Origin of the sequence: Kribbella sp. CA-294648 (assembly GCF_050943845.1) — a bacterium.
Taxonomy (GTDB): domain Bacteria; phylum Actinomycetota; class Actinomycetes; order Propionibacteriales; family Kribbellaceae; genus Kribbella.
The window spans coordinates 1,938,303-1,961,984 of the sequence record NZ_CP191981.1; the positions used below are offsets into that span (position 1 = coordinate 1,938,303).

Sequence of the window (23,682 nt, forward strand, 5' to 3'; positions counted from 1 at the left end):
ACCATGGATCTTGCCACCTCGCTGGGAAGGCTCCCAAGGCTGGCGCCGACTCCTCCTCGTCGGCGACGACGCCCAAATCGGAGCGATCGAAACCGGCGGCGCCTTCCGCCTCAGCGCCAAGGAAGTCATAGCTGCCCCACTAACTGAGGTCTGGCGTTTCAACCACGCCTGGCAACGCGAGGCCAGGCTCACCCTGCGCAACGGCGCCCCTAATTGCCGCCGACGATGCCACCGTCACCCCGACTCAAAAACCGTCACCTCACTTGCGATGCTCGTCGAGAGGGTCTTTCCGGCGGGCAGCGAATTCGCCGAGGCAGGGTTCCTTCTCATTGCGGCCGGCCGGGCGAGCCTGACCGTCGACGGGAACCCGGTTCGCTCGCTAGGTCCCGGTGACCACATCGGAGCGGCCGCCCTTGTTGGACTACCGCGAGGTGCCCTGGTGACCGCGCTGACCGACATGCGCTGCCTCGCCATGCCCTGGCCCGTGTTCCGCCAGCTGCTCGACGCCAACCCACGGATTGCCGGCGAGCTCTTGATCGCCATGGGCACACAGCCCGCGCCCTCATCCGGTGCCGAAGGCGACGAACGCAGGCGCGGGTCCGCTCGGACCCGGCGCCGGGCCACCAGCACCGCATCCCACCTGTCCACCGCGTCTGACGAGGCAGCGACCGCATTGCTACCTGCGTTCGTGGTTGGCACCCTCGGCGCGTCCCCACTAGCGCTCGGCCTGATCGAGGGCCTGGCCAACGCAGCCGACGGCGTCGCCCGGCTCGGCGGTGGCGCACTGAGCGAGAACCCGCGCCGTCGCCCGCTAATCAGCATGGTCGCGTTCACCCTGACCGCAGTGCCGACCACGCACATCGGGTCACCAGCCACGACTCCGCACGATGCTTGAGCACCCGAGGACGCGGTGGGTGACGCACCTATTGCTCACTATCGGCCGTACCGCAGGTACCAGACCCCCGCCTCGATGCCCTTCGAGCTTCCGGGCTCGATCACTGGTTAGCAGCCGGACCACGCAGAATTGGGTGGTTTCACTCCGTTCCGCGACGTCCCCTCGCCTCTAGGCTACGGCCGCACTGGCTCACACAAGTGTGCGCGGACAGACTGGAGCAGCAGTGATCTCACCTGATCGACTTCGAATTCTCGAGGACTATAACCCTTCCCTCGTGACCAGCGAGCTGGCGCGGCACGGTGCCGTTTTGCTGCGCGCGCCTGGCCAGACCGTGGAGGCTTTCACGTCGCTCACCGATCAACTGATGGACGCCGTGGTGCACGAAGCAACGGGGACCACCGACCGTGAGCCCATCGAGGGGAACACCACCATCGCAACTGTCAACAGAGGCGACGATGCCATCCCTCTTCACCGCGAGGCGGCGATGTATCCGGGCTCGCCCGGCCTGCTTGCCTTCTATTGCGAACGGCCTGCGGAGACAGGAGGTGAGACGACGATCTGTGACGGCATCGAGCTGCTTAGTCGGCTGGATCCAAGTATCAGGACCTTCGTCATCGAGGAGACATTGGTCTGGCTTCTACGGGCCCCTGGACCGAGATGGAAGGCAGGCTTGAACATGTCAAGCGTGGAGCACGCCAAGTCCGCTCTGCCCGCCATCCAGGCCGCCTTGCCGTCGTGGCAGTCGTTCAGCGCGGAGTTCGAGGGCGACACCATGCATGCAGTCTTCCGGACGAAGGCTGTCGCACCCAGTCAGTTCACGGGTCAGCCGGCGTTCGGCAGCACACTCCTTGCCCACCGGTATCGGGCCCCGGGTGAGTTCAACGCGCTGAATCTGGTGAAGCTGCAACTCGAGGACGGGAGCACTTATCCGGAGCACGTGCTTACGATTCTCCAGGAAACCGCCGAGTCGCTGGCGATCGAGATCGCCTGGAGACCGGGGGACATCGTCATCGTGGACAACACGAGGTTTATGCACGGTCGCCGTGCCTACAGCGATCCAGCTCGCCGCATCTTGCTCCGCATGGGCCACCTAAAGGCAGAACTACGGGCGGCCGCTGTCGCCAACTGAGGGCGGCAGTGACACAGATTGGAACAGCAGTGGACAACAAACTCGTGCCTGTACGAAAGACGAACGCCGTACTAGACGTTCATCGGCGGTTGATCGATCGCTTCGATCCCACCGCCCAGGTTCGGTTCTTCGATCCAGCGGACTTTCCGTGGGCGGCCGAACTGGAAAGGGAATGGCAGGTCATCCGCGGCGACCTGGACGTCGCGCTGTCGCGCCGCGATGAAGTGCCGGAGTTCTCAGCAATCTCCAGCCGCCAAAAGGAGATCGCCGACAGCCGCTGGCAAACGCTCGTCTTTCACTTCTTCGGTCGCCGTGTCAACGCCAACTGTGAGCGCTTCCCACGAACGTCAGAGATCCTGTCTCGCGTGCCCGACCTGACAACAGCGATGTTCTCGATTCTCAGCGAAGGCGCTCATATCCCACCCCATTTCGGTCCCTACAAAGGGATCCTGCGCTATCACCTGGGCCTTAAGGTGCCATCCGGTGCCCGCCTCCGAGTCGACGACCAAGTCCGTTCGTGGCAAGAAGGCAAAAGCCTGCTCTTCGATGACACCTTCGAACACGAAGCCTGGAATCATGGGCCTGGTGATCGGGTCGTCCTCTTCGTCGATGTAGTGCGGCCGCTGCCCAGGGGACTGGACCTCTTCAATCGCGCCTTCTTTCAGGCCGCCAAGCACTCGCCCGACGTGCGCGAGGTCCAGATGAAAGCATCACGGGCCGGTCGCCTTCGCTCAGGCCGATCGTGACACGCGCGTGATCAGTTAGCTCCGTTGGCTTTCGCAGGTGGGAACTGAACCAAATCAGCTAACTCTCGAGGTCGACCCGGTAGGGCTATGGGACGTTGGCGCAGGGTGGATACCTGACCCATGCGAGGGCATGCTGTCGTGGCGCTGAACGTCTGGTACCAGTTGGCCCTTTGTGGGATGCAAAGCGGCCTTCGCATTGGATGCGCCGTGTTATTGAGCGGACGTGACCGGCGTCCAGCGTCTGATCGACAAGTGGGAGGCGGGTGGGTTGTACCGGCGGAACTCTGTCAATGCTGGCGACCACGTCCGCATCCGTGGTCACTGGCGCCAGGTTTGGGGGGCGAGCCGGAGGTCGGTGACGGTACGGATCGAGTCCCGGATCGATAGTGCACCGTACAGCGGAAACACTGGCCTCAGACAGCCATACGAAATCGAAGGTGTGGTCACGACCCGCCAGCCCCCTGACCCATCCCCAGAAAGGATGGGCGGCTCGCGTGCTGTACGCCGAGGCGCGGGCTGGGGTTCTGTAGTTACGCGGGCTCCTCTCCACCGAAGACATGCCTGATATCCGGCCGCGGCTGGCGGACCTACGGCGGTCGCGAGCAGGCCAGCGCCTTGGCGTCGGTTGCCTGAGGGCTTGATCCATGCCTATCCGGTGGTAGAACACTTGCAATGTGGCTGGTTCCTTGATCTGTGGATCTGGGTTCTGCGGTCTCGTTGGCGCGGTGATCTTCGTGGCATGACTGGTGATCTTGAGCTTCAGAAGCTGCGGTGGAGTATTCGGCGGGTGATCGAGTTGCTTGATGAGGGCATCGATTCGGCAGGGGAGCAGCTTGCGCGGTCCGAGAGTCGGCTGGTGTGGCGGGGGCCGATGCCTGCTGATGATGAGATCGATGCGGGTCCGGGTATGGGGTTGTGAGTCCTTGAATCTCAGATCCGGGTTCTGACGGCGGTCTTGGGCCGAGATCTTCGAGTGCGACAGCAGTGGGTTGCCTTCGGAGGTTGTGATGGGTGAGGTCGTTGATCCGGGATTCGATGTACCGCAGGAAGAGCGCCGGAGGATGCATGCGGCGATTGAAGAAGCCGGCCGGTTCTTTCGGGCAGAGTTGCTCAGGGCAACGGGCTCGTGGCCTGTGGCCTTCCTGAAGGAGCGCGGCATGGAAAGGGTGCTCGCACCTGGTGCGTCGTGGAAGGTCGGATATGCGCCGGACACGTATTCACGGTTGACGGACTACCTGCAGAAGCGCGGGTTCCCGTTCGCGACGCTGGTTCGAGCGGGGCTGACGAGCTGGACGGATGAGGGTACGCCGGTCGACCGGCATCGCGACCACCTGATGCTTTTGTCACGGGATCAGCGGCTGGACCCGGTGGGGTTCGTCGGTATCAATCGCGATGGTCAGGTGCGGTCGGTGACGCCGGCCACGGCGGTGCATCGGCCTTCGAATGCGCTCGTCGGCTTGCAAGAACAGATCGACCTGCTGCACAACGGTGCGACGCCGGTGATCGTCGACCATCCGGTGGATGCGATGGCGATCGAGCAACTCAGCCGTTCAACAGAGAAGGAGTACGTCGGAGTTCCTCTGTGCATGTCGGCGATGTCGACTGCTCAAGCGCGGCTGTTGCGGCGGTTGAGTGAGACCGACCGGGTGATCGTGATGGTGCCGACCGAGAAGGAAAGCCGTGAGCGGGCGATCGGATCTGCGATCGATCTCGCGTTCTTCTTCGACCGCATCCGGGCACTTGCACTTCCTGACCATGCGTTGGCGGGGCAGCTGCACACTCCTGCTGGGCTGCAGCAGTTGCGGGCTTATCTGTCGTTGGCGCGGCCGCTGGTCGGTCATCGCAGCGGCTTCAACGACATCGGCAACCAGCACACCTCGCTAGGGCTGGAAGACCCGGGACCGAGTCTGTGACACATGAAGGAACTGATTCGGGCGCATGAGGTTGCGTCGGCGTTCTATCGCCATCAGTTGCACATCTATCGCAAGGGTTGGGCGGCTCGCCAACTCGTCGGGCGCCAGCTAGGCGCAGTACTGGCCTCTGACAGTAAGTGGTCGGTTGGTTATGCGCCGGCACGTTGGGCCCGGCTGGTGGATCACCTGCGGGCAACGGGGTTCGACGATGACACGATGCTGGCGGCCGGTCTGGCAAAGCCACTGCGGTCGGGGTACCTGGTGGATCGCTTCCATGACCGGCTGACGTTTGTTGCTCATGACATCGACCTGAGACCTGTCGGATTCGTTGCCCGAGCTCGTGCTGCGCACCCCAAGTATGTCAACTCGCCGCGCACCCAGATCTACACCAAGGGACGATCGCTGGTTGGTATCGATGCTCAGCTGGACCAGCTGTCCAGCGGCGCGGTCCCGGTCATGGTCGAGGGACCCACCGATGCGATCGCCATCAGTCTGCTGAACGGTCCGTGGGCGGGGATCTCGCCGTGCGGTACGGCGATCACGCGGCACCAGGCGGCGATCGTCAAACGGCACGCGGTGACAGATACCGTGATTGTCATGCTGGACGCGGATCTAGCCGGTCGCAACGCCGCCGTACGGAGTGTCGATGTCTTGTCCAGGTATTTCGGCTCCGTGCTGGTTGCGGAGCTGCCTGATGGCCGGGACCCGGCGTCGCTGTTCGCGGCTTATCCGGATCTGTTGCGCGCCAGCCTGCAGAGTCCGCGGTTGGGGATCGAGTTTGCGATCGATGTCGAGTTGGCGCGCTGGGACAAGGTGCTCGATCACCTGAGTGGCCAGGTCGGTGCTTTGCGGGCGGTCGCTCCGCTGGTCGTCAAGCTGCCGCCAGATCGTGTCGCCGGTCAGGTCGCGCGGCTTTCTCAGCGGCTTGGGCTCGAAGAGCGGGTCGTCTCGTGGGAGTTGGTCGCCGCTGTCAGCCGACGCGCTAATACGGGGGCCTCTGATCGTGACCTGGAGGTAGACCCGGATCTGGATTCCAGGAGTCCTTGATTTCGGAATCCAGGTTCTGATCCAGGTGCGTGGCCAGCACATTGAGTGCCATGGATGACGAGCTGGAGGAACTCATCAACGCCGCAGCCAAAGCGGGCTGGGCCAAGGAGCCGTCCCGGCGGTTGGCCGACGCGATCGAGCAACACATCGTCGTACCGCTGCCGTTCTGGCTGAGGTCGAGTCTGGGCCGCGACGAAGCGGCTCAGCTCGCCCGGGTGATCGCCTGGGAAAGGTGTCACGAGCTCGCGGTGAAGCGGCCCGCGGCAGGCGTGTCCTGGGGCTACCTGGCCAATCTGGTCCGTTGGCGTCTCATCGACGCAGTACGGGCTGAGGTACTACGCCGCCACCGCCACCCGGCCACCCCAGAGCCACCAGACGTCCAGTCCGAAGAGCCGTCGCCCCTCGGCCCTCACCTGGAGCGGATCGTCACCGAGCTCGAGCGGTACGGCTTGTCGCCGGCCGTGAGTCGCGAGCTGCTCCGTACCGCAGCCGACGGACCCCCTTTCTACCGCTCCACCATCATCGCCCGACTGCGACTGAGCGGCATCACCGAGAACCAAGCCGTCGCCTTGGCCTGGCTGGTCCGCGGCAGCCCGTCCCGACCATCGGCGCTGGCCAGGCTCGCGGCCGGAGAACCAGCCGGCCAGGTGTTCGCCGACCGCACGATCCGTAACTGGCTGAAGGCGGCAAGTGGCGGTGACCTGCTGTTTTTCGGCCAATGGACTAGCGAGAACCGCTGGCTCGACCTCGCTAGATCCGCCTGATCCCAAAGTTCGGGAGCTCAACCGTTGAGCCCGGCATGACAGATACACGCCGACACAACTGGCTCATCCGCTACTACCGGGCCCAGCTCGGGTTCTACCTGCGCCTACTCGCAGGTCTGCGCCTGCTCCCACCGCCCGTGGCGCGAGCCGGCCTCGCGTGGCTACGGCGTACGCAGGTTCCCAAGAGAGGAAAGTGACGTGAACCATTCCATCCGGCCACAGCTCGTGATCCCCGTGGCCATCGTGCTCACCGTCGTCACGCTCGTCGTGGCCTTCGTCGGCTCACCCGACAGCAACGAGCCAGACATCAAGACGGCCGAGCCCACGATCCTGCGCGGCGAGGGCCAGGAGTCCGCGGCGCGACTCGACGCCTGGACCCGGCCGGTTTCGACCGATCCCAGGGTGGTCGCGATCGCCTACGGGCGAGCGATCTGGACCTACGACACCGCCAAGCACGGCCTCGACGACTGGCAAAACGCTGTCAGCGTCTTCGCCGACCCCATGGGCGAGGGCCCGCGCATCGCTCGCAGCTTGCTGCCTCACTTTCGAGAGTGGCAACAGCTCGAGTTGCGCAAGGCCCGAGCCACAGCCGATGACATCACCGCAGAGGTCACCCCGGCCATGAAGAGACTGCAGGACAGTGCCGCGGCTCCCAAGGGATGGACCGGCTTCGTCGTACAGGGCAAGCAGACCACGGTGATCGACAACGAGCACGTCGTCACAGATCGCCGAGCCGCGGTGGGTGTGGTCTGTACGTCGATCTGCAAGTTCTGGTCCGCCTCCCCACAAATCGAGCCGTGATCAGCAAGGTCGTACTCGCTGCCGCGCTCTTCTCCAGCGGTGTCGGTCTCGTCGCACCTCTTGCGCTCGCGGCCGGCGGTTCCGATCTCTGCATCGCGACACCCACCGAAGCAGTACCGGACGGGTGCAAGGCACCAGCTCAGGAACCCGGGCCCGAGAGCGGGGAACTGCCGGGTGCAGCGGATGCGGTAGCCCGAGCGCTTCGACTGGTCGGCGGCCACGGCTACTACCAGCTCTGCGCCCGACTGGCAGCGAACATCTGGGGCCGGCCACGCTCGGGCTACTACTCCGCCGCAAAGCAATGGCAGCACATGGTTGCCATCGGCAAGGCACACACCAACGACCGACAACCGCCCGTCGGCGGACTCGTCTTCTGGGACACCGGAGGCCCGTACGGGCACGTCGCCGTTTACATCGGCAACGGCCACGTCGTCTCTAACGACATCTTGGACCGCTTTCCAGGCGAAGGCGGCGTGTACGACGTCGACTTCGGCCTCATCGAATCCCGCTGGGGTGCGACGTACCTCGGCTGGGCGCCACCCATCTATTGAAGGACCCCTCTCGTGTACCTATTCCCGCTCCAAGACCCGGGTATCAGTCCGAACAGCAACGGCCTCCCCGGTCTGGCCGCACTGCGGCAGATGGTCGGCGCCTTGCTGACCTTCAGCCTGGTCATCTGCGTCGCGGCGTTCGTCATCTCCGCCGCAGCCTGGGCGTTGGGAAGCTTCAACAGCAACGCTCACTACTCCGGCAAGGGCAAGATGGGCTGCCTGGTGGCAGCGGGCGCCGCGATCCTCATCGGCTCGGCGAACGCGCTGATCCGCTGGGCCAGCAGCGTCAACCTCGGCTGACCCGATGTCCTGGTCCGACTGTCTCCTCAACCCGGTGTCGTGCGCCATCTCGAGCGGCACGGACGCGGCGGCCAACTCAGCGTGGGATTCGTTCCTACGCTGGGCGGCCCGCGGCCTGTCCGACGTCACCACCTACGTCTTCCAGGCCTTCAGTTCGAGCACGTCACCACGATTCGACCAGCAGTGGTGGAGCGACAACCTCGGCCTGATGATCACCATCTCGCTGCCGCTGCTGGTCGGACTGTTCATCCTGCAATGCGTCTCAGCCGCCGTACGCCGAGAACCCGGCCGACTCGGACACGCTCTCGTCGGCGCACTGATCGGCACTGCCGGCGTACCGTTCGCGATCGCAATCGTCGCCTCCAGCGGCAAGGCGGTCGACGAGATCTCGCTGGCCATCCTCGGAAACCAAGCGACCACCGACGGACTGAAGCGCATGGTCGACATCGGCGCGCTGCTGTCCGCAGGAACACTAGGCGGGTTCCTGCTCGTCGCCGTGTTCCTCGGCCTCATCGCAACGATCGGTTTGTACGTCGTGATGCTGCTGCGGGAAGTCGCGATCGTTGCCTTCGTCGTGTTCGCCCCCATCGCCTTGGCCAGTTGGACCTGGTCGGCCACCAGGCACTGGTTACGGCGCTGGATCGAGGTCGTCGGGGCGCTGGTGTTCTCGAAGATCGCGATGGCGGTCGTGTTCGCGCTCGGCATCTCGGCCACAGGCAACGCTGACCCGGGCGGCGAGACCAGCATCGGCACGTTCCTGGCAGGCATCCTTCTCCTCGCCATGGCGGCGCTCGCGCCGTTCGCGACCTTCACCTTCATTCACTGGGCGGGCGACCACGGGCAGTCAGCCAGCCATGCCATTCAACTAGGTCTCACGGGAGCCAATGCGGTGAAAGACCAGTACAGCCAGGCGCAGCAATGGCGCGCAGACCACTTCGGCGGCAGCGGGGGCGACACATCGAGCCCAGTCGTCGGGGGGGACACCCAAGACCCCGCGGGCAACTGGTCCGAGCACGAGGAGGAGATGCAGCAATCAACCGACGAGAGTGGTGTGAATGGAGGCGACTCGTCTCGATCTACGGCAGAGAACGGCGATGGTGGCGTTTCGTCCGTCGAGCCAGCGGTTGTCGTGGCAACCCCAGACATGTCGGGCGGATCATCAGCGCCCGCTGAGCCGGCCACCGCTCCTGCACCGCCGGCCTCTGGCGGCGACGACGCGACGGCCATCGCAAACGCCACGTCCACCAGCGAGGTGTCCGTCAACGCCCCTGAAGCTCCTGGCAGGCCTGCGGATCAAGACACTGACGGCGGTGGCCGCTGATGTCCACACTGTCCACGCGGTTTCCCCGACCTGAGAGCAACGCAATCCTTCTCGGGCTCCGGCCCATCCAGGTCGCACTCGTCACGGCGTCCGTCATCACCATGACCCTCACGGCCGTCACCCAGACGGCCCTGACGCTGAAAGCGATCAGCCTCACCATCGCGGCGACGTTCCTTGCTGTCGCGTTCGCCCGGGCCGACGGCCTGCCGATGTACAGATGGCTTGTACTACGCACCCGCTACCTCTCGCGGCCGCGGTCCTTCCGATCTCGGGTCATGCGTCCACGTGAACACAGCCGAATCCACCTGCCCGGCGAGAACATGCGCCTGCTGAGCTGGAACACCGCGATCGGCGTTGTCCACGACCGACGACGTCGACGTCTCATCGCGGTAGCCAGGATCGAAGGACCCGCCCACCTCCTGCAGAACACCGACGAACAAGAGCGGCGCGTCACGGCGTACGGACGAATGATTGCAGGGCTTTGTCACGGAAACCGGATCGCCAGAGCTCAGATCCTCGAACGCACGCTGCCCGACCCAGGTGACGAAGTAGGGGAGTGGGCCAGGAAGCGGAACGTCGACCCGACGACGCCTGCAGGTGCGATCTACACCGAGTTGCTGGAACAAGCAGCACCCGCAACCGCACGGCACGAGACGTTGTTCGCCTTCGCGGTCAACCTCGACGCCGTGTCCCGGGAGGTGCGCAAGCACGGCGGTGGGATCACGGGAGCGGTCGCAGTACTGGAATCTGAAGCGCGCGCCTTCCAGACCTCACTCGCAGCCGCCGGAGTCACAGGCACTTGGCTGTCTGCCGACGAGGTGGCCATGAGCGTGCGGCTCGCCTTCGACCCGGCCGCCGCCCGGAGCTCGAGAGCACTTGACGGCGCCGATGCCGGCCCACTCGCCATCGACGCCGACTGGGACCTCCTACGGACCGACTCGTCGTTCCACAGGGTCTACGTCATCACCGAATGGCCGCGGGTACGGACCACGCCGTCCTTCCTGAGCCCTCTACTGCTCAGGCCAGGAATCCGGCGCACGTTCACGCTCGTTCTGCAGCCCATCCCGATGGCCAAAGCACTACGTGACGCCCGACGCCACCGAGTCGAGCGCATCACCGACCGCGCCACCCGCGCACGCATCGGCCAGCTCGAGACCGAAGAAGATCGGCAACAAGACGCGGACGTCGCCCAGCGCGAACGTGACCTCGCCGCCGGACACGGCGACGTCCGCTGGCTCGGCCTCATCGTCGTCTCCGCTGACGACGAAGAGAGTCTCGATGACGCCTGTATGGAGATCGAGATCGCGGCCACCCAAGCGTTGCTAGACCTGCGTCGGCTGGTCGGACAACAGGCCGACGGGTTCCTAGCCGCCGCTCTGCCATTCGGGATCGGCCTCTGATGGCACTTCTGGTCGACACGCACCGAGCAACAACGCGGATAGCCCAGGTCGCATACCCCTTCCTTGCCGAAGGAGGCCTAGGCGCCGACGGCACCTACATCGGGTCTGATGTCTTCAGCGGGGGCTCGTTCGTGTACGACCCATGGGTCCTGTACCAGGCCCGCGTCATCACCAACCCCAACGTTCTGCTGGCAGGCGTCATCGGCAGCGGTAAGTCGTCCACAGCCAAGGCCCTGATCACCAGATCGATTGCCCTCGGCCACAAGGCCTATGTGCCGTGCGACCCAAAGGGGGAGTGGACTCAGGTCGCCGAAGCAATGGGCGGCACGACGATCAAGCTCGGCCCCGGCTTGCCGGCTCGGCTGAATCCACTCGACGGCGGCCGTCGCCCGCATGCCATCGCAAGTGAGGAGTGGGATCGCATCGTCTGGTCCCGTCGACGTGCTCTGCTGGGCACCTTGGCGGAATCGACCCTTGGCCGCCCGCTCGCCGCCATCGAACACACCGCCTTGGACCTGGCCTTGGAGACCGTGTCCGCCCAAGTGGACGCCCCGACAATCCCGGACGTCGTCGTCGCACTCTTCACCCCGGACCCCGACTGGGCACAGCGAGCTGGCCTAACGACGTCCAGCTTGACCAACGACGGCCGCGAGGTCGCCCACGCGATCAGACGCCTCGTTCACGGCGATCTCTCCGGCATGTTCGACGGGCCGTCGACCACCGAGTTCGACCCATCGGCGCCGATGGTCTCGCTCGACTCGTCCTGGATAGGCAGCAGCGGCAACGACCACGCACTCCGCCTAACCCTGGCATGCGCATCATCATGGCTAGAGGCAGCCGTCGCCGACCCCGCCGGCGGCAACCGCTACATCGTGTACGACGAGGGCTGGCGCGTCATGCGAGACCCGGCCCTGCTGCGCCGGATGCAGGAGCAGTGGAAGCTGTCTCGCGCTTGGGGCATCTCCAACGTGCTGATCGTCCACCGCCTGTCCGACCTTGCGGCCGTCGGCGACCTCGGCTCGGAGGCAAGAGGTTTGGCGGAAGGACTTCTCGCTGACTGCTCGACCCGAATCATGCTACGCCAAGAGTCAGACCAACTCGCCCGGACCGCCAGCCTGCTGGGGCTCACAGACGTCGAGATCGCGACCATCGCAAAGCTGCCGAAAGGACGTGCTCTGTGGCGACTGCCGAACCGATCGTTCGTCGTGCAGTTGGTTCGCCACGTACGTGAGGTCGAACTCTTCGATACCGACGGGCGGATGTAGCGATGCCGCGGCCACGCAACACCGCGCCGCTCGACACGACGGACCTCGTGATCGCGGGAGCACTCGTCCTGGTCGCCTGCGCAGGCATGTTGCATCTGGCTGGCGGCGTGGGCTGTCTACTGACCACCGGCCGGTGGGTTGAAACCGAGTGGATCGACGCCCTAGACGTGTTGCTTGATCCCGGCAACCCGGCCGACGCCTTCGGTCTGGAACGCAGCGAGCTGCCGCCCACGACGTACTGGGCAGTCCTGAGTCTGATGATCGGAGGGCCAGTCCTGTGTGGCCTCGTCATCGGCCACTTCGTTCTCCGACGCAGAGCAGGTACCACCAGCCGAAGTCGCGCCATTGCACGACGGCCGGGCCTGGCTACCAAGGCCGACGTGGAAGCGGCAGTGGGACGCCACCAGGTCATACGCCGCGGACGGTCGGCTCGGCCACTTGCGCCAAGCAACTCACCATCCGAAGTCGGCACACTGCTCGGGAATTCACGAGGACGAGAATGCTGGGCATCGGTCGAGGACTCATTGATCGTCGTCGGACCACCGCGCTCCGGCAAAGGCCTGCACCAGATCATCGGCTCCATCATCGACGCACCTGGCGCCGTCGTCACGACCTCCACCCGCCCCGACAACCTGGTCGCAACACTCGCCCTCCGCCGAAAGACCGGCCCAGTGGCCGTCTTCGATCCCCAAGGACTATCAAAGGCAGAAGGAATCCGATGGTCCCCGGTCCGAGGCTGCGAAAACCCCACCACCGCAATGGTCAGAGCCAGCGGTCTCGCGGCCGGCGCCGGCTTCGCGAAAGGCGGAGTCTCCGACGGCGCGTTCTGGCACGGCCAAACCGAGATGGCCCTCCGCGGCCTGCTGCACGCCGCGGCGATCGACGACACCGGCATCGGCCAGCTCTACCGCTGGGGCCTCGAGCCAGCCTCAGCCATCGAAGCCGTCACCATCCTCAACCAATCCACGATCGCCGCCGAAGGCTGGGGCGACACCCTGGACGGCATCGTCCGAATGGAAAGCCGAACCCGCGACGCCATCTGGGCCGGCGTCCGCTCGGCCCTGTCAGCGCTGGCCGACCCTGCCGTCCGCAAGGCCTTCGACCCACCACCAGGGGAGGGGCTAGACCCCAGCGAATTCATCCGAGCGAAGGGCACCATCTATCTCCTCGGCACCGGCGCCGGAGCCAGCGCGACCTCGTCGTTCATCGCCGCCCTCCTCGAGGACATCACCGAATCAGCCCGCCAACTAGCCGCCAAGAATCCCGGCGGCCGGCTCGAACCCCCGCTCGCCCTCGTGCTCGACGAGATCGCCAACCTCTGCGCCGTACCGTCCCTCCCATCCCTCATGGCAGACGGCGGAGGCACCGGCATTTCCACCCTCGTCGTCATCCAATCCCTCGCACAAGCCCGCGAACGCTGGGGTGAACAAGCCGCGGCAGCCATGTGGGACGCAGCCACCCTCCGCCTCATCCTCGGCGGCTCCGCTCAAACCCGAGACCTGCAAGACCTCAGCGCAGTCTGCGGCGAACGAGACGAGGAGCTGCGCAACTGGAGCCGCGGAGCAGACGGAGCCCGAACCATCTCCACCAGCACCCGCCGACTACCGATCCTCCCACCCGACGTCATCCGCACCCTGCCTTTCGGCACCGGCGTACTACTCGCCCGCACAGCCCCACCAATCCTCCTGCAGATGACCCGATGGACCGACCGCCCAGACGCCGACCAGATCCGCGAAAGCATCCTCGAGACCACATGACCGACGACCTCACCCAAGCGCTCGGTCTGACACCACCCAACGACCCGTACGTCGTCTGCTGGCGCGACCTCGACCCCACCGAAACACGCGACGAACTGAAACGCCTAGCCAGCTGGGTCGACTGGGCCACCGACCGCTACCGCCTCGACCACAAAGTCATCCCACCCTGCTGGCCAGACCACGGAGCCCTCATCGAAGAACTCTCCGCCCTCAGAACCTTCTGGGAGGCCTGCTACCTCGAAGACTCAGCCCCCTCAGACCCCATGAGCTTCCACCGCGACCTCACCCTAGCCATCCGCCGCCTCCGAGACTGGAGCTCAACCCTCGGCTGCTCCCGAACCACCCACAGACCGGAACATCCGCCTAGCTGACCTGATCCAAACCAGCGAACCTGTCGGCCCCTTGATCGCCACCGCACCGTCCCGCACGACGCTTCCCACGGCATATCGCGAAAGGTGAGGACGCCTGACCCATGGGCATCTGCGGGAGCGTGATGTCTTTCCAGTAGCCCGCGAGCCAAAGCGGTGATCTGGCTCTGAGCGATGAACCTGAGACGCTGGACCAGGTCGAGTGGTTGGAGTGGAGGCCTACTCGTCCCCAGCCGCCGCCTCCTTGGCGGGATCCTCGCAGATCCGAGAGTGCGCCCGCCCGATCCGCGCCGTGCGCTCACCAAGGAGCAGACTCCGGGCGATCTGCGCGACCGGCTCGAGCCGATCGACCCGGACTCGGATCAGCGAGTGCTCGGCAAGCTCCTGCAGATCCCAAGGACGTTGCCAGAGGCAATGTCACCGCCATCCTCCGCAACCGCCTCGACGGTCTCCAGCGTCCCCCACCACGGAACCGCAGCAGCGTGACAGCCGCTCCTGACCGGCATCGAGCAGCCCGTAACCTTGCATGGTCCGCTTCCGCTCCGGCAGATCACGAGCGCCCGCAGCCCTGCTCTTTCGGACTCCAGCCGATCCAGCAGCGCTATGGGGGAGAGCAGTCGCCACTGCGCAACCGCAAGTTCAATCGCCAGCGGCAGTCCTGCAAGCGGGTGACAAAGCTCGACGTACGCCGGTATGGTCCCTAGCCGTGCTGGAGGCGGTGCCATCGTCGTTACCGACACCGCGACGATCGGCGCCGCCTACGGTCTGTCCTGGCTCGCCATCGGCCTGTTCGCGATGCTCGCAGGCATTGCGGAATCCCTGGGCGGGGATGTGGATCGGGTGCATCGCCACGTGCCGATCGTAGTCGGGCTCTACGTACTCGTGCCGATGATGCCGATATGGGTCGACGCCTTCGTCCGCGGCCAACTCGTCATCGCCGACTGGATGGTGCTCTTCGTCCTGCTTGGTCACATCGTTCTGCGATCGGAGAACTCGTGAGGACGAGCATGCGAGCAGTTGCCGTTCGGACCTTCGGAGCCCTTGAGGCCCTGGACGTCACCGACGGATGTTCCCTCGGCCGGCTCCGCACGAGATGCTCGTGAATGTTTGAAGCTGCTCCGGTCAGGCCGGTGGACATCGACACCCGGGCAGAGTCACCTCACGGGCTCCTCCGAGATCCGAACGTGCATCATGCCCTCGGCCGGAGTGCGGGTGGTCCGGTCGTCGGTTGCGCGCCGACGCACACGGCTTCGAGCCAGGGGACGAAGGCGTCGGCTGGGTACTGCGACCTGGGCAGACTGTGCTGATCACGGCCGCCGCTGGCTGCGGCGGGGGCTAAACCGTCGAGCTGGCCGTCCATCAAGGCATCCGGGACATCGGGACGAACGACAGCCGAGGATTGATCGATCCTGGACGGACTCGGAGCGCACTACTTCATCCCCGTGACGCCGAGCTCGGACCGGCCGCGGCCGAGATTGCGGGCCGGGCGGAGCCGATGGCGTGATCGACGCCGCGGCCGTCCATGAGCCTGCGCTCTTGGCCGTCGTCGACGACGGCTAATTCGTCACGCTGGCGGCCGGTGCTGAGCCCCCGGGCACGCGGCATCTCTGCGAGCACGGTTTGGACGCAACCGACCGTAAGTGTCTCGTCGACGGCTATGAATTTCCCGCGGTGAACTGACGCCGCGGGGGAGCGGAGCGGCACCTATTCGCTCACAAGTGCTGGCCGCCCACCGGCACTCGAGCAAGGACGGCTCGGCGGCCATCTTCTGCTGATGCCGTGATCACACTGTGCGCTCTCACGCCCGTGAACCGGCGGCCGCTGCATCGTCGTACTGCAGGTCATGGAGAAGACCGGCTCGTCGTCGAGAGTGACACGACCATGCTCTACAGCATGCTGTCCACTGTCCTGGCGTTGGGCGTGGGCGCCCGCGCATTCGGGGCGCTGATCAACGTGCGGCTCTCTGTCGACGCGATGGCCAAGGTTAGAGTCGGCAAGTGGCTGGCGACCGTCATCGCCTTGCTTGAGTCGGCAGCAGTCTGGGACTGGTCGCCGGCATCTTTTCTCCGATTGCTCGGTGGGGCCGCGGGCTTCGGCCTGGTGGCGCTGATGACCGGAGCCGCGTTGTGCCGCATCGCGGCGACGGACTCGCTGGACTTCTCACGGTCATCGTTCTCGGCGCGCTCTCGCCCGCCGTGCTGGCCGTCCGAGCCGCCTGACAACTTTACTCAACGACGCCGATATACCAGCTCCGACCGGCGAGTTGTCTTTCCGCCTTTGTTCCCTCCGTCTGAAGGGCTTTTTGATGCGTAAACGCTGGATGCCTCAGTGGACCTCGCGGCGATCGACAAGAGCCGCGCTTCTCGCCATCGGCGCCATGTTGTCGTTGTCGGTAGTACCTGGTGCGCAAGGCACCGCCGCCGTCGCGGCGGAATCCGGCCCGTTGCCCTTGCCGTCGTATGACGCTGCCGCGGTAGCCAACCCATCGGCGACGACGGCAGCCGGCGAGGTGACGGATTCGACCCGGGGCGAGTTCTCTGTATCAGAAAGGGGATCTGCGAACTACTCCGTGCCGCTGCGCGTCGTGCCTGGGCGTGGCGGCTTCCAGCCTGGTCTGTCCTTGAATTACAGCAGCGAGGCCGGCGACGGTCAGGTCGGTGTGGGGTTTTCCCTTGGTGGGCTATCCAAGATCACTCGGTGCGCGAAGAACATCGGGTTCGACGCGAGATCGGAGGGTCCGCGCTTCGACGATGATGACCGGTTCTGTCTCGATGGTCTGCGGCTGAAGGCAGTCGTCGGCATCTACGGCGCCAATCACACCGAGTACCGGACAGTTCCGGACACGCAGCGACGGGTCTTTTCGTTGCGGCCGGCTGGGACGGGGGCTGAGGGTCCGGCCTCATTCACGGTTGAATCGCCTGACGGGGTGAAGGAAACCTTCGGAACCGACGGTTCGACGACGTACGTCCAGGTCGGTGGCAACCAAGTCGCCGTGACGTGGTCGGTGGCCCAGGCAGTGAACCGGTCGGGCGGCCTGATTCGCTACAACTACCAGTCGCGCGTTGGCGGAGGTTCGGAAATCGAGCGCTGGTTGTCGTCGATCGAATACGGCGGTCTGGGAAAGCTGGATCGTCGAGTTGTTTTCGGCTACGAGACACGACCGGATCCGGCCTTCGGGTTCCAGTACGGGATTCGACGTGAGGGTTTGCAGCGGTTGCGGTCGGTGACGATGAGTATCGATGCGGGTGGCTGGAAGCAGGCCCGGCAATACAAGTTGGTGTATCAGAACCTGGGGTCGACAAAGGTCAGCAAGCTGGAGCGAATCACCGAGTGTGGCGCGGTCGATACGGAGTGTCGGCGTCCGACGTTGTTTAAGTGGTCGCTGGGTGGTGTCGGGTTCGATGCCGGGGTGGAGCAGTTGTCGCCGACGCAGTCGTTGGTGCCGTCGACGGAGGACAGTCAGTTGGTGTCGGCGGATCTGAATGGTGATGGGCGGACGGATCTGGCGTGGCCGGAGGAGGATGGCTGGCGTTATTTGAGGGCGGAGTCGGTTACGAATGGTCCGGGCCGCTACTTGAGACATGTGACTGCTGGGTCGACCGGTGCGAATACGAAGGTGACGGGGTATCCGTTCGATTTCGACCTTGATGGCAGGGTTGATTTGTTGCCGCGGGAGCCGCAGAACATTGATTGGCGGCCGTGGCTGTCTCGGGATGATCTGAGTGCGCCGTTGCGGGCCCGGACGAGCTATTTCGGTGGTTTGACTAACGGCAGCACGGTTGACGGTCGTGCTCATGGTGGGATGTTCGGTGATTTCGACGGTGACGGGTACCAGGATGTGCTTGAGTACAACCAGGCTCAGGCCGGTGGGTTCATCTGGTCGTGGCGGCACCGTTCTGGGCTGGTTGGTGTGTTGGGTACTGATCCGCAGAATCCGGAGAAGTTGGCGTTCAGTGCGCCGATCCACCTGGGCCCCGGTGGTGTGCTTAGCGGGCTGAGCCCGCGGGACGTCATCGTCCTTGATGTGGATGGCGACGGTCGCGACGAGGTGGTTTATCGGCGGTCACTCCAGAAGGCTGGGGTGCTGGATGTGGCGAGGCCGTCGCTGCCGCATCCGGTCGCTGGAGCCTTTCACTCGGACGCTTTTAAGTTGGATATGAAGGTTTTGGATCTGAATGGCGATGGTCTGGCTGACGTCGTCACCAATGGCGGGAGTGGAGGACCGGACACGAAGTTGTATTACTGGCTGAATACTGGTCGTGGTTTTGCTGATCCTCAGCCGATGGGGGTTTCGTTGCCGGTTGATGGTTTGCCGGTCTCGGAGGTTGTGGATGCCGATGGTGACGGCCGTCACGACCTGCTGATTCCGAAGCAGGCCCTGAATTCTCCGAACTATGACGGGATGGAGCTGGTTCGTCCCGCCTTTTCGGCTGGTGGTGGGTTGGTGTTTGTGAAGTCGGCGACGCCGATCGGTTTTGCGCAGCGTTCGGCCGCGGTGTTGGCGGTGCAGGGTGTCCGGACGGTGGACGCGAATGGTGATGGTCTGGATGATGTAGTGCTGGTTGACAACCCGGACACCAACGATGACCCGACCAGGTTGATGCTTTACACCCATGCGGGTTCGGGCAGTAACGCGAAGCCGGATTTGTTGACCGAGATCCGTGAGGGCAACCAGTCTCCGACTGGCTCGACGCAGCCGAAGCCGACGGTCAGCGTGACGTATGCGCCGACGACCGATGCGGGTGTCTACAAGCCTGGTTCGTGCGGACAGACCCAGCATGTGAGCTGCTCGCGCGGCGACGGCGACCGTTACGTGGTGCACCGGGTCATGCGCGATGCCGGGACAGATTCCCTGAACCAGCAGACGAGTTCTGCCTACAGGTACCGCGACGGACGCTATGACAGAATGTTCCGGGAGTTTCTCGGATTCGCCGAGCAGAGTGTCACGACTTCCGTGCCCGGACGTGACGGTGCCACGATCGAGCGTTCCTTCTTCACCAACACCACGCGGCAGGCCGACCCGCGGCTGGACGAGCGGTGGGTGATTCGCGCGCTGCCCGCTGGCAAACAGTCCCTGGAGCGGACCACGCTGGGCTGGGGCAAGAAGCTCACGCCCGGCGGAAGCTTCTTCCACTACGTCTCGATGACCCAGCAGCGGTCCTACGAGTTCGCATCTATGTGCTGCTTGACCACGTGGTCGCCGACACAATTCGATGCCCAGGGCAGGAGTCCCCTGCGGCAGTCGCATCGCTTTGTCAACGTCGTCGATATCTACGGCAATGTCACGAGCGAATCGCAAAAGACCGGGACCGGCGCAATGCCGGACTCCACCACTTCGACGACGATGGTGCCCGATGTGGATCTCGGGAACTGGTTGGTGAACCGGCCGAAGAAGATCACGGTGACTGATCAGAACACGCCGTTCTTGGGTCCGCCACCGCCGGCGCAGACGCGCACGGAGGAATTCTCTTACGATGCGGGGCACGTGCGGGTCAAGCAGCAAAAGACCTACGGGCCGAGTTCGTCGTCCGGCCAGGTGCTCGCGGTCGACTACGGATACGACGCCTCGGGTGGCGTAAATCGGGTTCGCGCCGAGGACATGACCACTGGGAAGGTGCGCGAGTCCACCGCGGTCACCGACCCGTTGGGTTTCCCGCATGCCGTGATGAACGGTGCCGGTCAAGTGTCGCGGATCGGTTATGACCCCATTCTCGGCGTGCCGAAGGTCGCGGTCGACATCAACGATCTACGTACCGACGTGACCTACGACACCTTGGGGCGTGTGCGCAAGGTCCGCGCCCCCAGTGGCGCGGAACAGACGACTGCCTATGGCACGGAGCCTGTTGGCGGCGAGATCCTGCCCAAGATCACCGTCACCGACGGTTCGGGTGCGATGCGCGAATCGGTGCTGGACCGGTTCGGGCGAGTCAAGTTCGACCGGTTCAAGGGCTTTGACGGCAAGGTTCGCCAGTCCGAGAACACCTATGAGGCTGCCGGCAACCTGACCCAGCACACCGATCCGGTCACGGTCGGGTCGACGGCTGCGATCACCCGGACGGTCACTGCGTACGACGACACCGGACGGATCCGCCACCAGAGGACACCCGACAACCAGATTACGTCGTGGGCCTACAACGGGCTGGAGACGACCCAGACCGATGCTCGTGGCAATGTCAGGATCTCGAGTGTCGACCAGCGCGGTCAGACAGTTCGGATCACTGACGGTGCTGGGTCGGCGAAGGCGGCGTCGAGGATCTACAGCTTCGGTGCGTTCGGCACCTTGCTCAACTCGGAGACCGAAGGGGTGCCTGCCAGTCGTAGCACCTTCACGTACGACGATCTCGGCAACGTGCTGACTAGCACGGACGCCGAACGCGGCACCACCACCATCGGCCACAACGCCTTCGGCGAACCGGTCCGCAGCACCGATGCGCTGGGGCGGGTGACCATCACCGACTACGACGTACTCGGCCGAGCGACTACCGCGACAACCACCACCAACGGCACCGTGACCAGCGTTCGCACGAACGTCTACGACGGCGACGGCACACCTGGTACCAGCAGGGGCCAGTTGATCAGCATGGAGTTGACTGATCTGACCGGTGGCACCAACCGCACCGTCAAGACCGGCTACACGTACGACACCCTCCATCGCCGCGAATCGGTGGCTAGCACGATCCTGGGCGCCCAGACTGAGACATTGTCGGCGTCGTTCGAGTACGACGCCTTCGACCGCACCACTGGCGTTCGATACCCGAAGCTGCCTGGTCAGAGCGCCGCGGTAAAGGTTGTTTACGACTACGCCGCCAGCAACGGACGCCTGGAGAAGGTGCGCACCCTCGAGCCGGCCGGTGTCGCGGGCGTGTTGTGGACCGCGAGGCAGACCGATGACCGTGACCGGCTCACCACGGAGGAATCCGGTGACGGGGTCACCACCACCACGGTGTTCGACCAGATGAACCGGGCAACGTCGATCACCAACCGCACCAACGTGACGGACGCTGAACCGTCGGCGCAACTGCAAGCCGAGCACTACACCTACGACCCGGTCGGCAACCTGCGGACCCGGAGCCGGCATAACCCGGCCCAGCCGCCGGTTATGGAGACCTTTACTCACGACCCGCTCGACCGGGTCTCGACCGCAACCAACAGCTACCAGAACCCCGGTCAGCCGCAGACCATCGTCCTGGCCGACAAATGGGATTACGACAAGCTCGGCAACATCAGCACCAGCAAGCGCCGGGGGACCTATACCTACGACCAGAACAAACCGACCCAGGTCACCTCGATCACCGGCGGCATCTTCGGCGGCCGCTCGTACGGGTACGACGCCATCGGACGCCAAACAAAGCGGCCCAATACCGCCGTCGCCTACAACGACTTCGACCTGCCGTCGAAGATGACCAACACCACCGGTGGCACGACCGCGGAGTTCCTCTACGACGGTTCGGGTCAGCGTGTCCGCAAGACCACCAGGAACATCACCACGACCTACCTGCCCGGTCTCTACGAGCGGCACACAACCGCCACCAAGACCGAGCACCGGTTGCTCGTCGCTGGTGGCGGGACCGGCAGCGCGACCCTGCGCTACACCCAACCGGCCGGCGCGTCGGTCGTGCTCAAGAATCCGACGCTCTACAACCACACCGACCGGCTCGGCTCGACCAGCCTGGTCACCAGCCACAACGCCACCACCGGCTACAAAGCCAAAGTCGAGGAGAACCGCTCCTACGACACCTACGGACTGGCCCGCAACCCCGACTGGCGCACCAGCGACGCCGGCTACACCACCGGGATCCAGCCCGAAACCCTCGAACAGGGCTTCACCGGACACGAAGACGACCGCGAACTCGGCCTCGTCAACATGAAGGGACGCATCTACGACCCCACCCTGGCCCGCTTCACCACCCCCGACCCCAACGTCGACGGAGCCAACCCCTCCCAAGCCTGGAACCGCTACACCTACGTCGGCAACAACCCCCACAAATACACCGACCCCACCGGCTACCAAATCTGCGCCGGCGGCATCCTCGAGTTCGGCTGCGACGGCGCAGGCGGAAATATCTTCGGCTCAACACCAGGCGGGTCCGGAAACCCAGGCCGCGGCGTCAACTACCAAATCGGCCGCATCCACATCACTCATGGACGACCAGCTGAGGCCGTCGCCGACAGCAGCCGCCCGAGCCTCAACCGGGAGGACGGTAGCGACAGGGCGGCCGATGCGACCTCTTCGGTCCGACTATCAGAGCCCGGAACGAGCCACAAGGTCGCTGACGGGTATTGGGAAAGCGGTCCGGTGTGTGACGCCGCAGGCAACTGCACCGCCAGCTATATCGGAGACGAGATCGCCGTCGTCGGGCCGAAGCTGGAGAGCCCTTCGCTGATCGACTGGGCCAAGTTTGCTTACGCCTCCCTGTCGACGGTTCTTGAAGTTACTCCTGCATATCAAGGATGGCGGGAGCTCAGCGCACCTGATATCGATCCGGAGACCGGCCTTGAGCACCTCGAGGCGGGAGTTCCGGCCGCAGGCATCGTCCGCATGGCCGTCCGCTTCTTAGCGGCGGAGAGCAAGTACGTGGCCAGGGCAGAGGTCAAGGCTGCACAGCGAGCAGCCAAGGCCGCCAGGCAAGCGAGCAAGGCGGAGGCCAAGGTTGCAGCGCGAGGTTTCAGCCTGAAGGGTCGCCTCAAGGAAGCTGGACTCCCGATCGAAGGCAAGATCCGCTACATTGCCCCGAAGAATTACAACCCGGCGCAGCCATTGCCAAGAGGTCCGCAGAACGGGTACTGGGACGCTTTTGGGAATGAGTGGGTCAGAGGGCCTAGTCGGACGAAAGGCCAGGCCTTCGAGTGGGATGTTCAACTCAGTTCGACCGGCCGTAGCCAGCTCGGACCATTGACTCGGGACGGCACCCATGCAAACGTTTCTCTCGATGGCCGGATTACGCATAAGTGACTGATGCAGTGAGGTTTCTCGAAGAGGTGCGAGTTCATGCGCTGTCCGAATTCGTCGACTATGCCGGAAAATGCGGAGTGGTGCTCGGTTCGGCGACGGGTTTTGCTGGAACGGCCTGTGTGACGGTGATGTTCTTGGAACTTGGCGAGGTGGTGATCCTCCCGAAGGCGGAACTTGTCTCGCTCGGCAGATTCGTTGATCGCAAGTCGATATTCGACGGCACGACCATGCGGATCGTAGTTGACGAAGAAGGACGCGGCGATCTGGTCGATTGAGTCTGCTCTTCGACGCCGGTGTGGTGGAAGTGAAGTCTTCGCCACACCGGCGTGTATTTGAACCGATCTGATTTGATCGGACGGACTCTATTGGTCGCGACGGCTGCCATTGAGGGAGTCCGCAGGTGTGAGTTCGCGGTCGGCCTCTTGGATGAGTTGACAGGCGAAGCATCTCGTTCTGCTGCGCCGCGTTCGGC

The 23,682-nt window shown here is 64.5% G+C and carries 19 protein-coding genes; all 19 read left to right on the forward strand.

Translation table 11 applies throughout. The annotated features are described in order from the left end of the window. Positions 1–10: 10 nt before the first annotated feature. The 19 genes from ACQPYM_RS09405 (at position 11) to ACQPYM_RS09495 (ending at position 23,485) form a co-directional block, all read left to right on the forward strand. A complete protein-coding gene (locus tag ACQPYM_RS09405; RefSeq protein WP_433017931.1) occupies positions 11–895 on the forward strand; it encodes an AAA family ATPase in 885 nt (294 codons plus the stop codon). 274 nt (positions 896–1,169) lie between these two features. Next, positions 1,170–2,024, forward strand: a complete 855-nt coding sequence (locus ACQPYM_RS09410) for a TauD/TfdA family dioxygenase (protein ID WP_433017934.1) — start codon at positions 1,170–1,172, stop codon at positions 2,022–2,024. Between the two features lie 29 nt (positions 2,025–2,053). Further along, positions 2,054–2,770 (forward strand): aspartyl/asparaginyl beta-hydroxylase domain-containing protein, encoded by a 717-nt coding sequence (locus tag ACQPYM_RS09415; RefSeq protein WP_433017936.1) that lies wholly within the window; start codon positions 2,054–2,056, stop codon positions 2,768–2,770. A gap of 739 nt (positions 2,771–3,509) precedes the next feature. Beyond that, on the forward strand, positions 3,510–3,689 hold the full coding sequence (locus ACQPYM_RS09420; protein ID WP_433017939.1) for a hypothetical protein: 180 nt from the start codon (positions 3,510–3,512) through the stop codon (positions 3,687–3,689). 88 nt (positions 3,690–3,777) lie between these two features. Beyond that, entirely contained in the window at positions 3,778–4,683 is a 906-nt protein-coding gene (locus tag ACQPYM_RS09425; RefSeq protein ID WP_433017942.1) for a hypothetical protein, read from the forward strand. A 3-nt stretch (positions 4,684–4,686) separates the two neighbouring features. Next, a complete protein-coding gene (locus ACQPYM_RS09430) occupies positions 4,687–5,730 on the forward strand; it encodes a toprim domain-containing protein (RefSeq protein ID WP_433017945.1) in 1,044 nt (347 codons plus the stop codon). A 50-nt stretch (positions 5,731–5,780) separates the two neighbouring features. Continuing rightward, positions 5,781–6,494 carry a hypothetical protein gene (locus tag ACQPYM_RS09435; protein WP_433017947.1) on the forward strand — a complete coding sequence of 238 codons (714 nt, stop codon included), beginning with the start codon at positions 5,781–5,783 and terminating at the stop codon, positions 6,492–6,494. A 198-nt stretch (positions 6,495–6,692) separates the two neighbouring features. Beyond that, complete coding sequence (locus ACQPYM_RS09440) at positions 6,693–7,295, forward strand: hypothetical protein (protein WP_433017950.1); 603 nt, start codon at positions 6,693–6,695, stop codon at positions 7,293–7,295. Then, on the forward strand, positions 7,292–7,846 hold the full coding sequence (locus ACQPYM_RS09445) for a CHAP domain-containing protein (protein ID WP_433017953.1): 555 nt from the start codon (positions 7,292–7,294) through the stop codon (positions 7,844–7,846). Before ACQPYM_RS09440 ends, ACQPYM_RS09445 begins: the two co-directional genes overlap by 4 nt. Before the next feature lie 12 nt (positions 7,847–7,858). Beyond that, on the forward strand, positions 7,859–8,146 hold the full coding sequence (locus ACQPYM_RS09450; RefSeq protein WP_433017956.1) for a DUF6112 family protein: 288 nt from the start codon (positions 7,859–7,861) through the stop codon (positions 8,144–8,146). A gap of 208 nt (positions 8,147–8,354) precedes the next feature. Continuing rightward, positions 8,355–9,467: a hypothetical protein gene (locus ACQPYM_RS09455; protein ID WP_433017959.1), complete on the forward strand. Its 1,113-nt coding sequence runs from the start codon at positions 8,355–8,357 to the stop codon at positions 9,465–9,467. Further along, positions 9,467–10,867, forward strand: a complete 1,401-nt coding sequence (locus tag ACQPYM_RS09460) for an SCO6880 family protein (protein ID WP_433017962.1) — start codon at positions 9,467–9,469, stop codon at positions 10,865–10,867. The genes ACQPYM_RS09455 and ACQPYM_RS09460 overlap by 1 nt, the downstream gene beginning before the upstream one ends. After that, entirely contained in the window at positions 10,867–12,132 is a 1,266-nt protein-coding gene (locus tag ACQPYM_RS09465) for an ATP-binding protein (RefSeq protein WP_433017965.1), read from the forward strand. Before ACQPYM_RS09460 ends, ACQPYM_RS09465 begins: the two co-directional genes overlap by 1 nt. A gap of 257 nt (positions 12,133–12,389) precedes the next feature. Beyond that, positions 12,390–13,889, forward strand: a complete 1,500-nt coding sequence (locus ACQPYM_RS09470; protein WP_433023229.1) for a type IV secretory system conjugative DNA transfer family protein — start codon at positions 12,390–12,392, stop codon at positions 13,887–13,889. Beyond that, positions 13,886–14,260: a hypothetical protein gene (locus ACQPYM_RS09475; RefSeq protein ID WP_433017968.1), complete on the forward strand. Its 375-nt coding sequence runs from the start codon at positions 13,886–13,888 to the stop codon at positions 14,258–14,260. The genes ACQPYM_RS09470 and ACQPYM_RS09475 overlap by 4 nt, the downstream gene beginning before the upstream one ends. 690 nt (positions 14,261–14,950) lie before the next feature. After that, on the forward strand, positions 14,951–15,256 hold the full coding sequence (locus ACQPYM_RS09480) for a hypothetical protein (RefSeq protein ID WP_433017971.1): 306 nt from the start codon (positions 14,951–14,953) through the stop codon (positions 15,254–15,256). Between the two features lie 894 nt (positions 15,257–16,150). Then, the gene (locus tag ACQPYM_RS09485; RefSeq protein WP_433017974.1) at positions 16,151–16,570 is read left to right on the forward strand and encodes a DoxX family protein; all 420 of its coding nucleotides are present in this window, start codon (positions 16,151–16,153) and stop codon (positions 16,568–16,570) included. Continuing rightward, on the forward strand, positions 16,563–23,210 hold the full coding sequence (locus tag ACQPYM_RS09490) for a polymorphic toxin type 17 domain-containing protein (protein WP_433017977.1): 6,648 nt from the start codon (positions 16,563–16,565) through the stop codon (positions 23,208–23,210). The genes ACQPYM_RS09485 and ACQPYM_RS09490 overlap by 8 nt, the downstream gene beginning before the upstream one ends. Continuing rightward, on the forward strand, positions 23,207–23,485 hold the full coding sequence (locus tag ACQPYM_RS09495) for a hypothetical protein (protein ID WP_433017980.1): 279 nt from the start codon (positions 23,207–23,209) through the stop codon (positions 23,483–23,485). Before ACQPYM_RS09490 ends, ACQPYM_RS09495 begins: the two co-directional genes overlap by 4 nt. The last annotated feature ends 197 nt before the right edge of the window (positions 23,486–23,682 follow it).

Coding starts and splice junctions, on each gene's coding strand:
- ACQPYM_RS09435 (WP_433017947.1), top strand. CDS start 5,781: ATGGATGACGAGCTGGAGGAACTCATCAACGCCGCAGCCAAAGCGGGC.
- ACQPYM_RS09475 (WP_433017968.1), top strand. CDS start 13,886: ATGACCGACGACCTCACCCAAGCGCTCGGTCTGACACCACCCAACGAC.
- ACQPYM_RS09470 (WP_433023229.1), top strand. CDS start 12,390: ATGATCGGAGGGCCAGTCCTGTGTGGCCTCGTCATCGGCCACTTCGTT.
- ACQPYM_RS09460 (WP_433017962.1), top strand. CDS start 9,467: ATGTCCACACTGTCCACGCGGTTTCCCCGACCTGAGAGCAACGCAATC.
- ACQPYM_RS09480 (WP_433017971.1), top strand. CDS start 14,951: ATGGTCCCTAGCCGTGCTGGAGGCGGTGCCATCGTCGTTACCGACACC.
- ACQPYM_RS09465 (WP_433017965.1), top strand. CDS start 10,867: ATGGCACTTCTGGTCGACACGCACCGAGCAACAACGCGGATAGCCCAG.
- ACQPYM_RS09420 (WP_433017939.1), top strand. CDS start 3,510: ATGACTGGTGATCTTGAGCTTCAGAAGCTGCGGTGGAGTATTCGGCGG.
- ACQPYM_RS09490 (WP_433017977.1), top strand. CDS start 16,563: ATGCGTAAACGCTGGATGCCTCAGTGGACCTCGCGGCGATCGACAAGA.
- ACQPYM_RS09455 (WP_433017959.1), top strand. CDS start 8,355: ATGATCACCATCTCGCTGCCGCTGCTGGTCGGACTGTTCATCCTGCAA.
- ACQPYM_RS09425 (WP_433017942.1), top strand. CDS start 3,778: ATGGGTGAGGTCGTTGATCCGGGATTCGATGTACCGCAGGAAGAGCGC.
- ACQPYM_RS09430 (WP_433017945.1), top strand. CDS start 4,687: ATGAAGGAACTGATTCGGGCGCATGAGGTTGCGTCGGCGTTCTATCGC.
- ACQPYM_RS09485 (WP_433017974.1), top strand. CDS start 16,151: ATGCTGTCCACTGTCCTGGCGTTGGGCGTGGGCGCCCGCGCATTCGGG.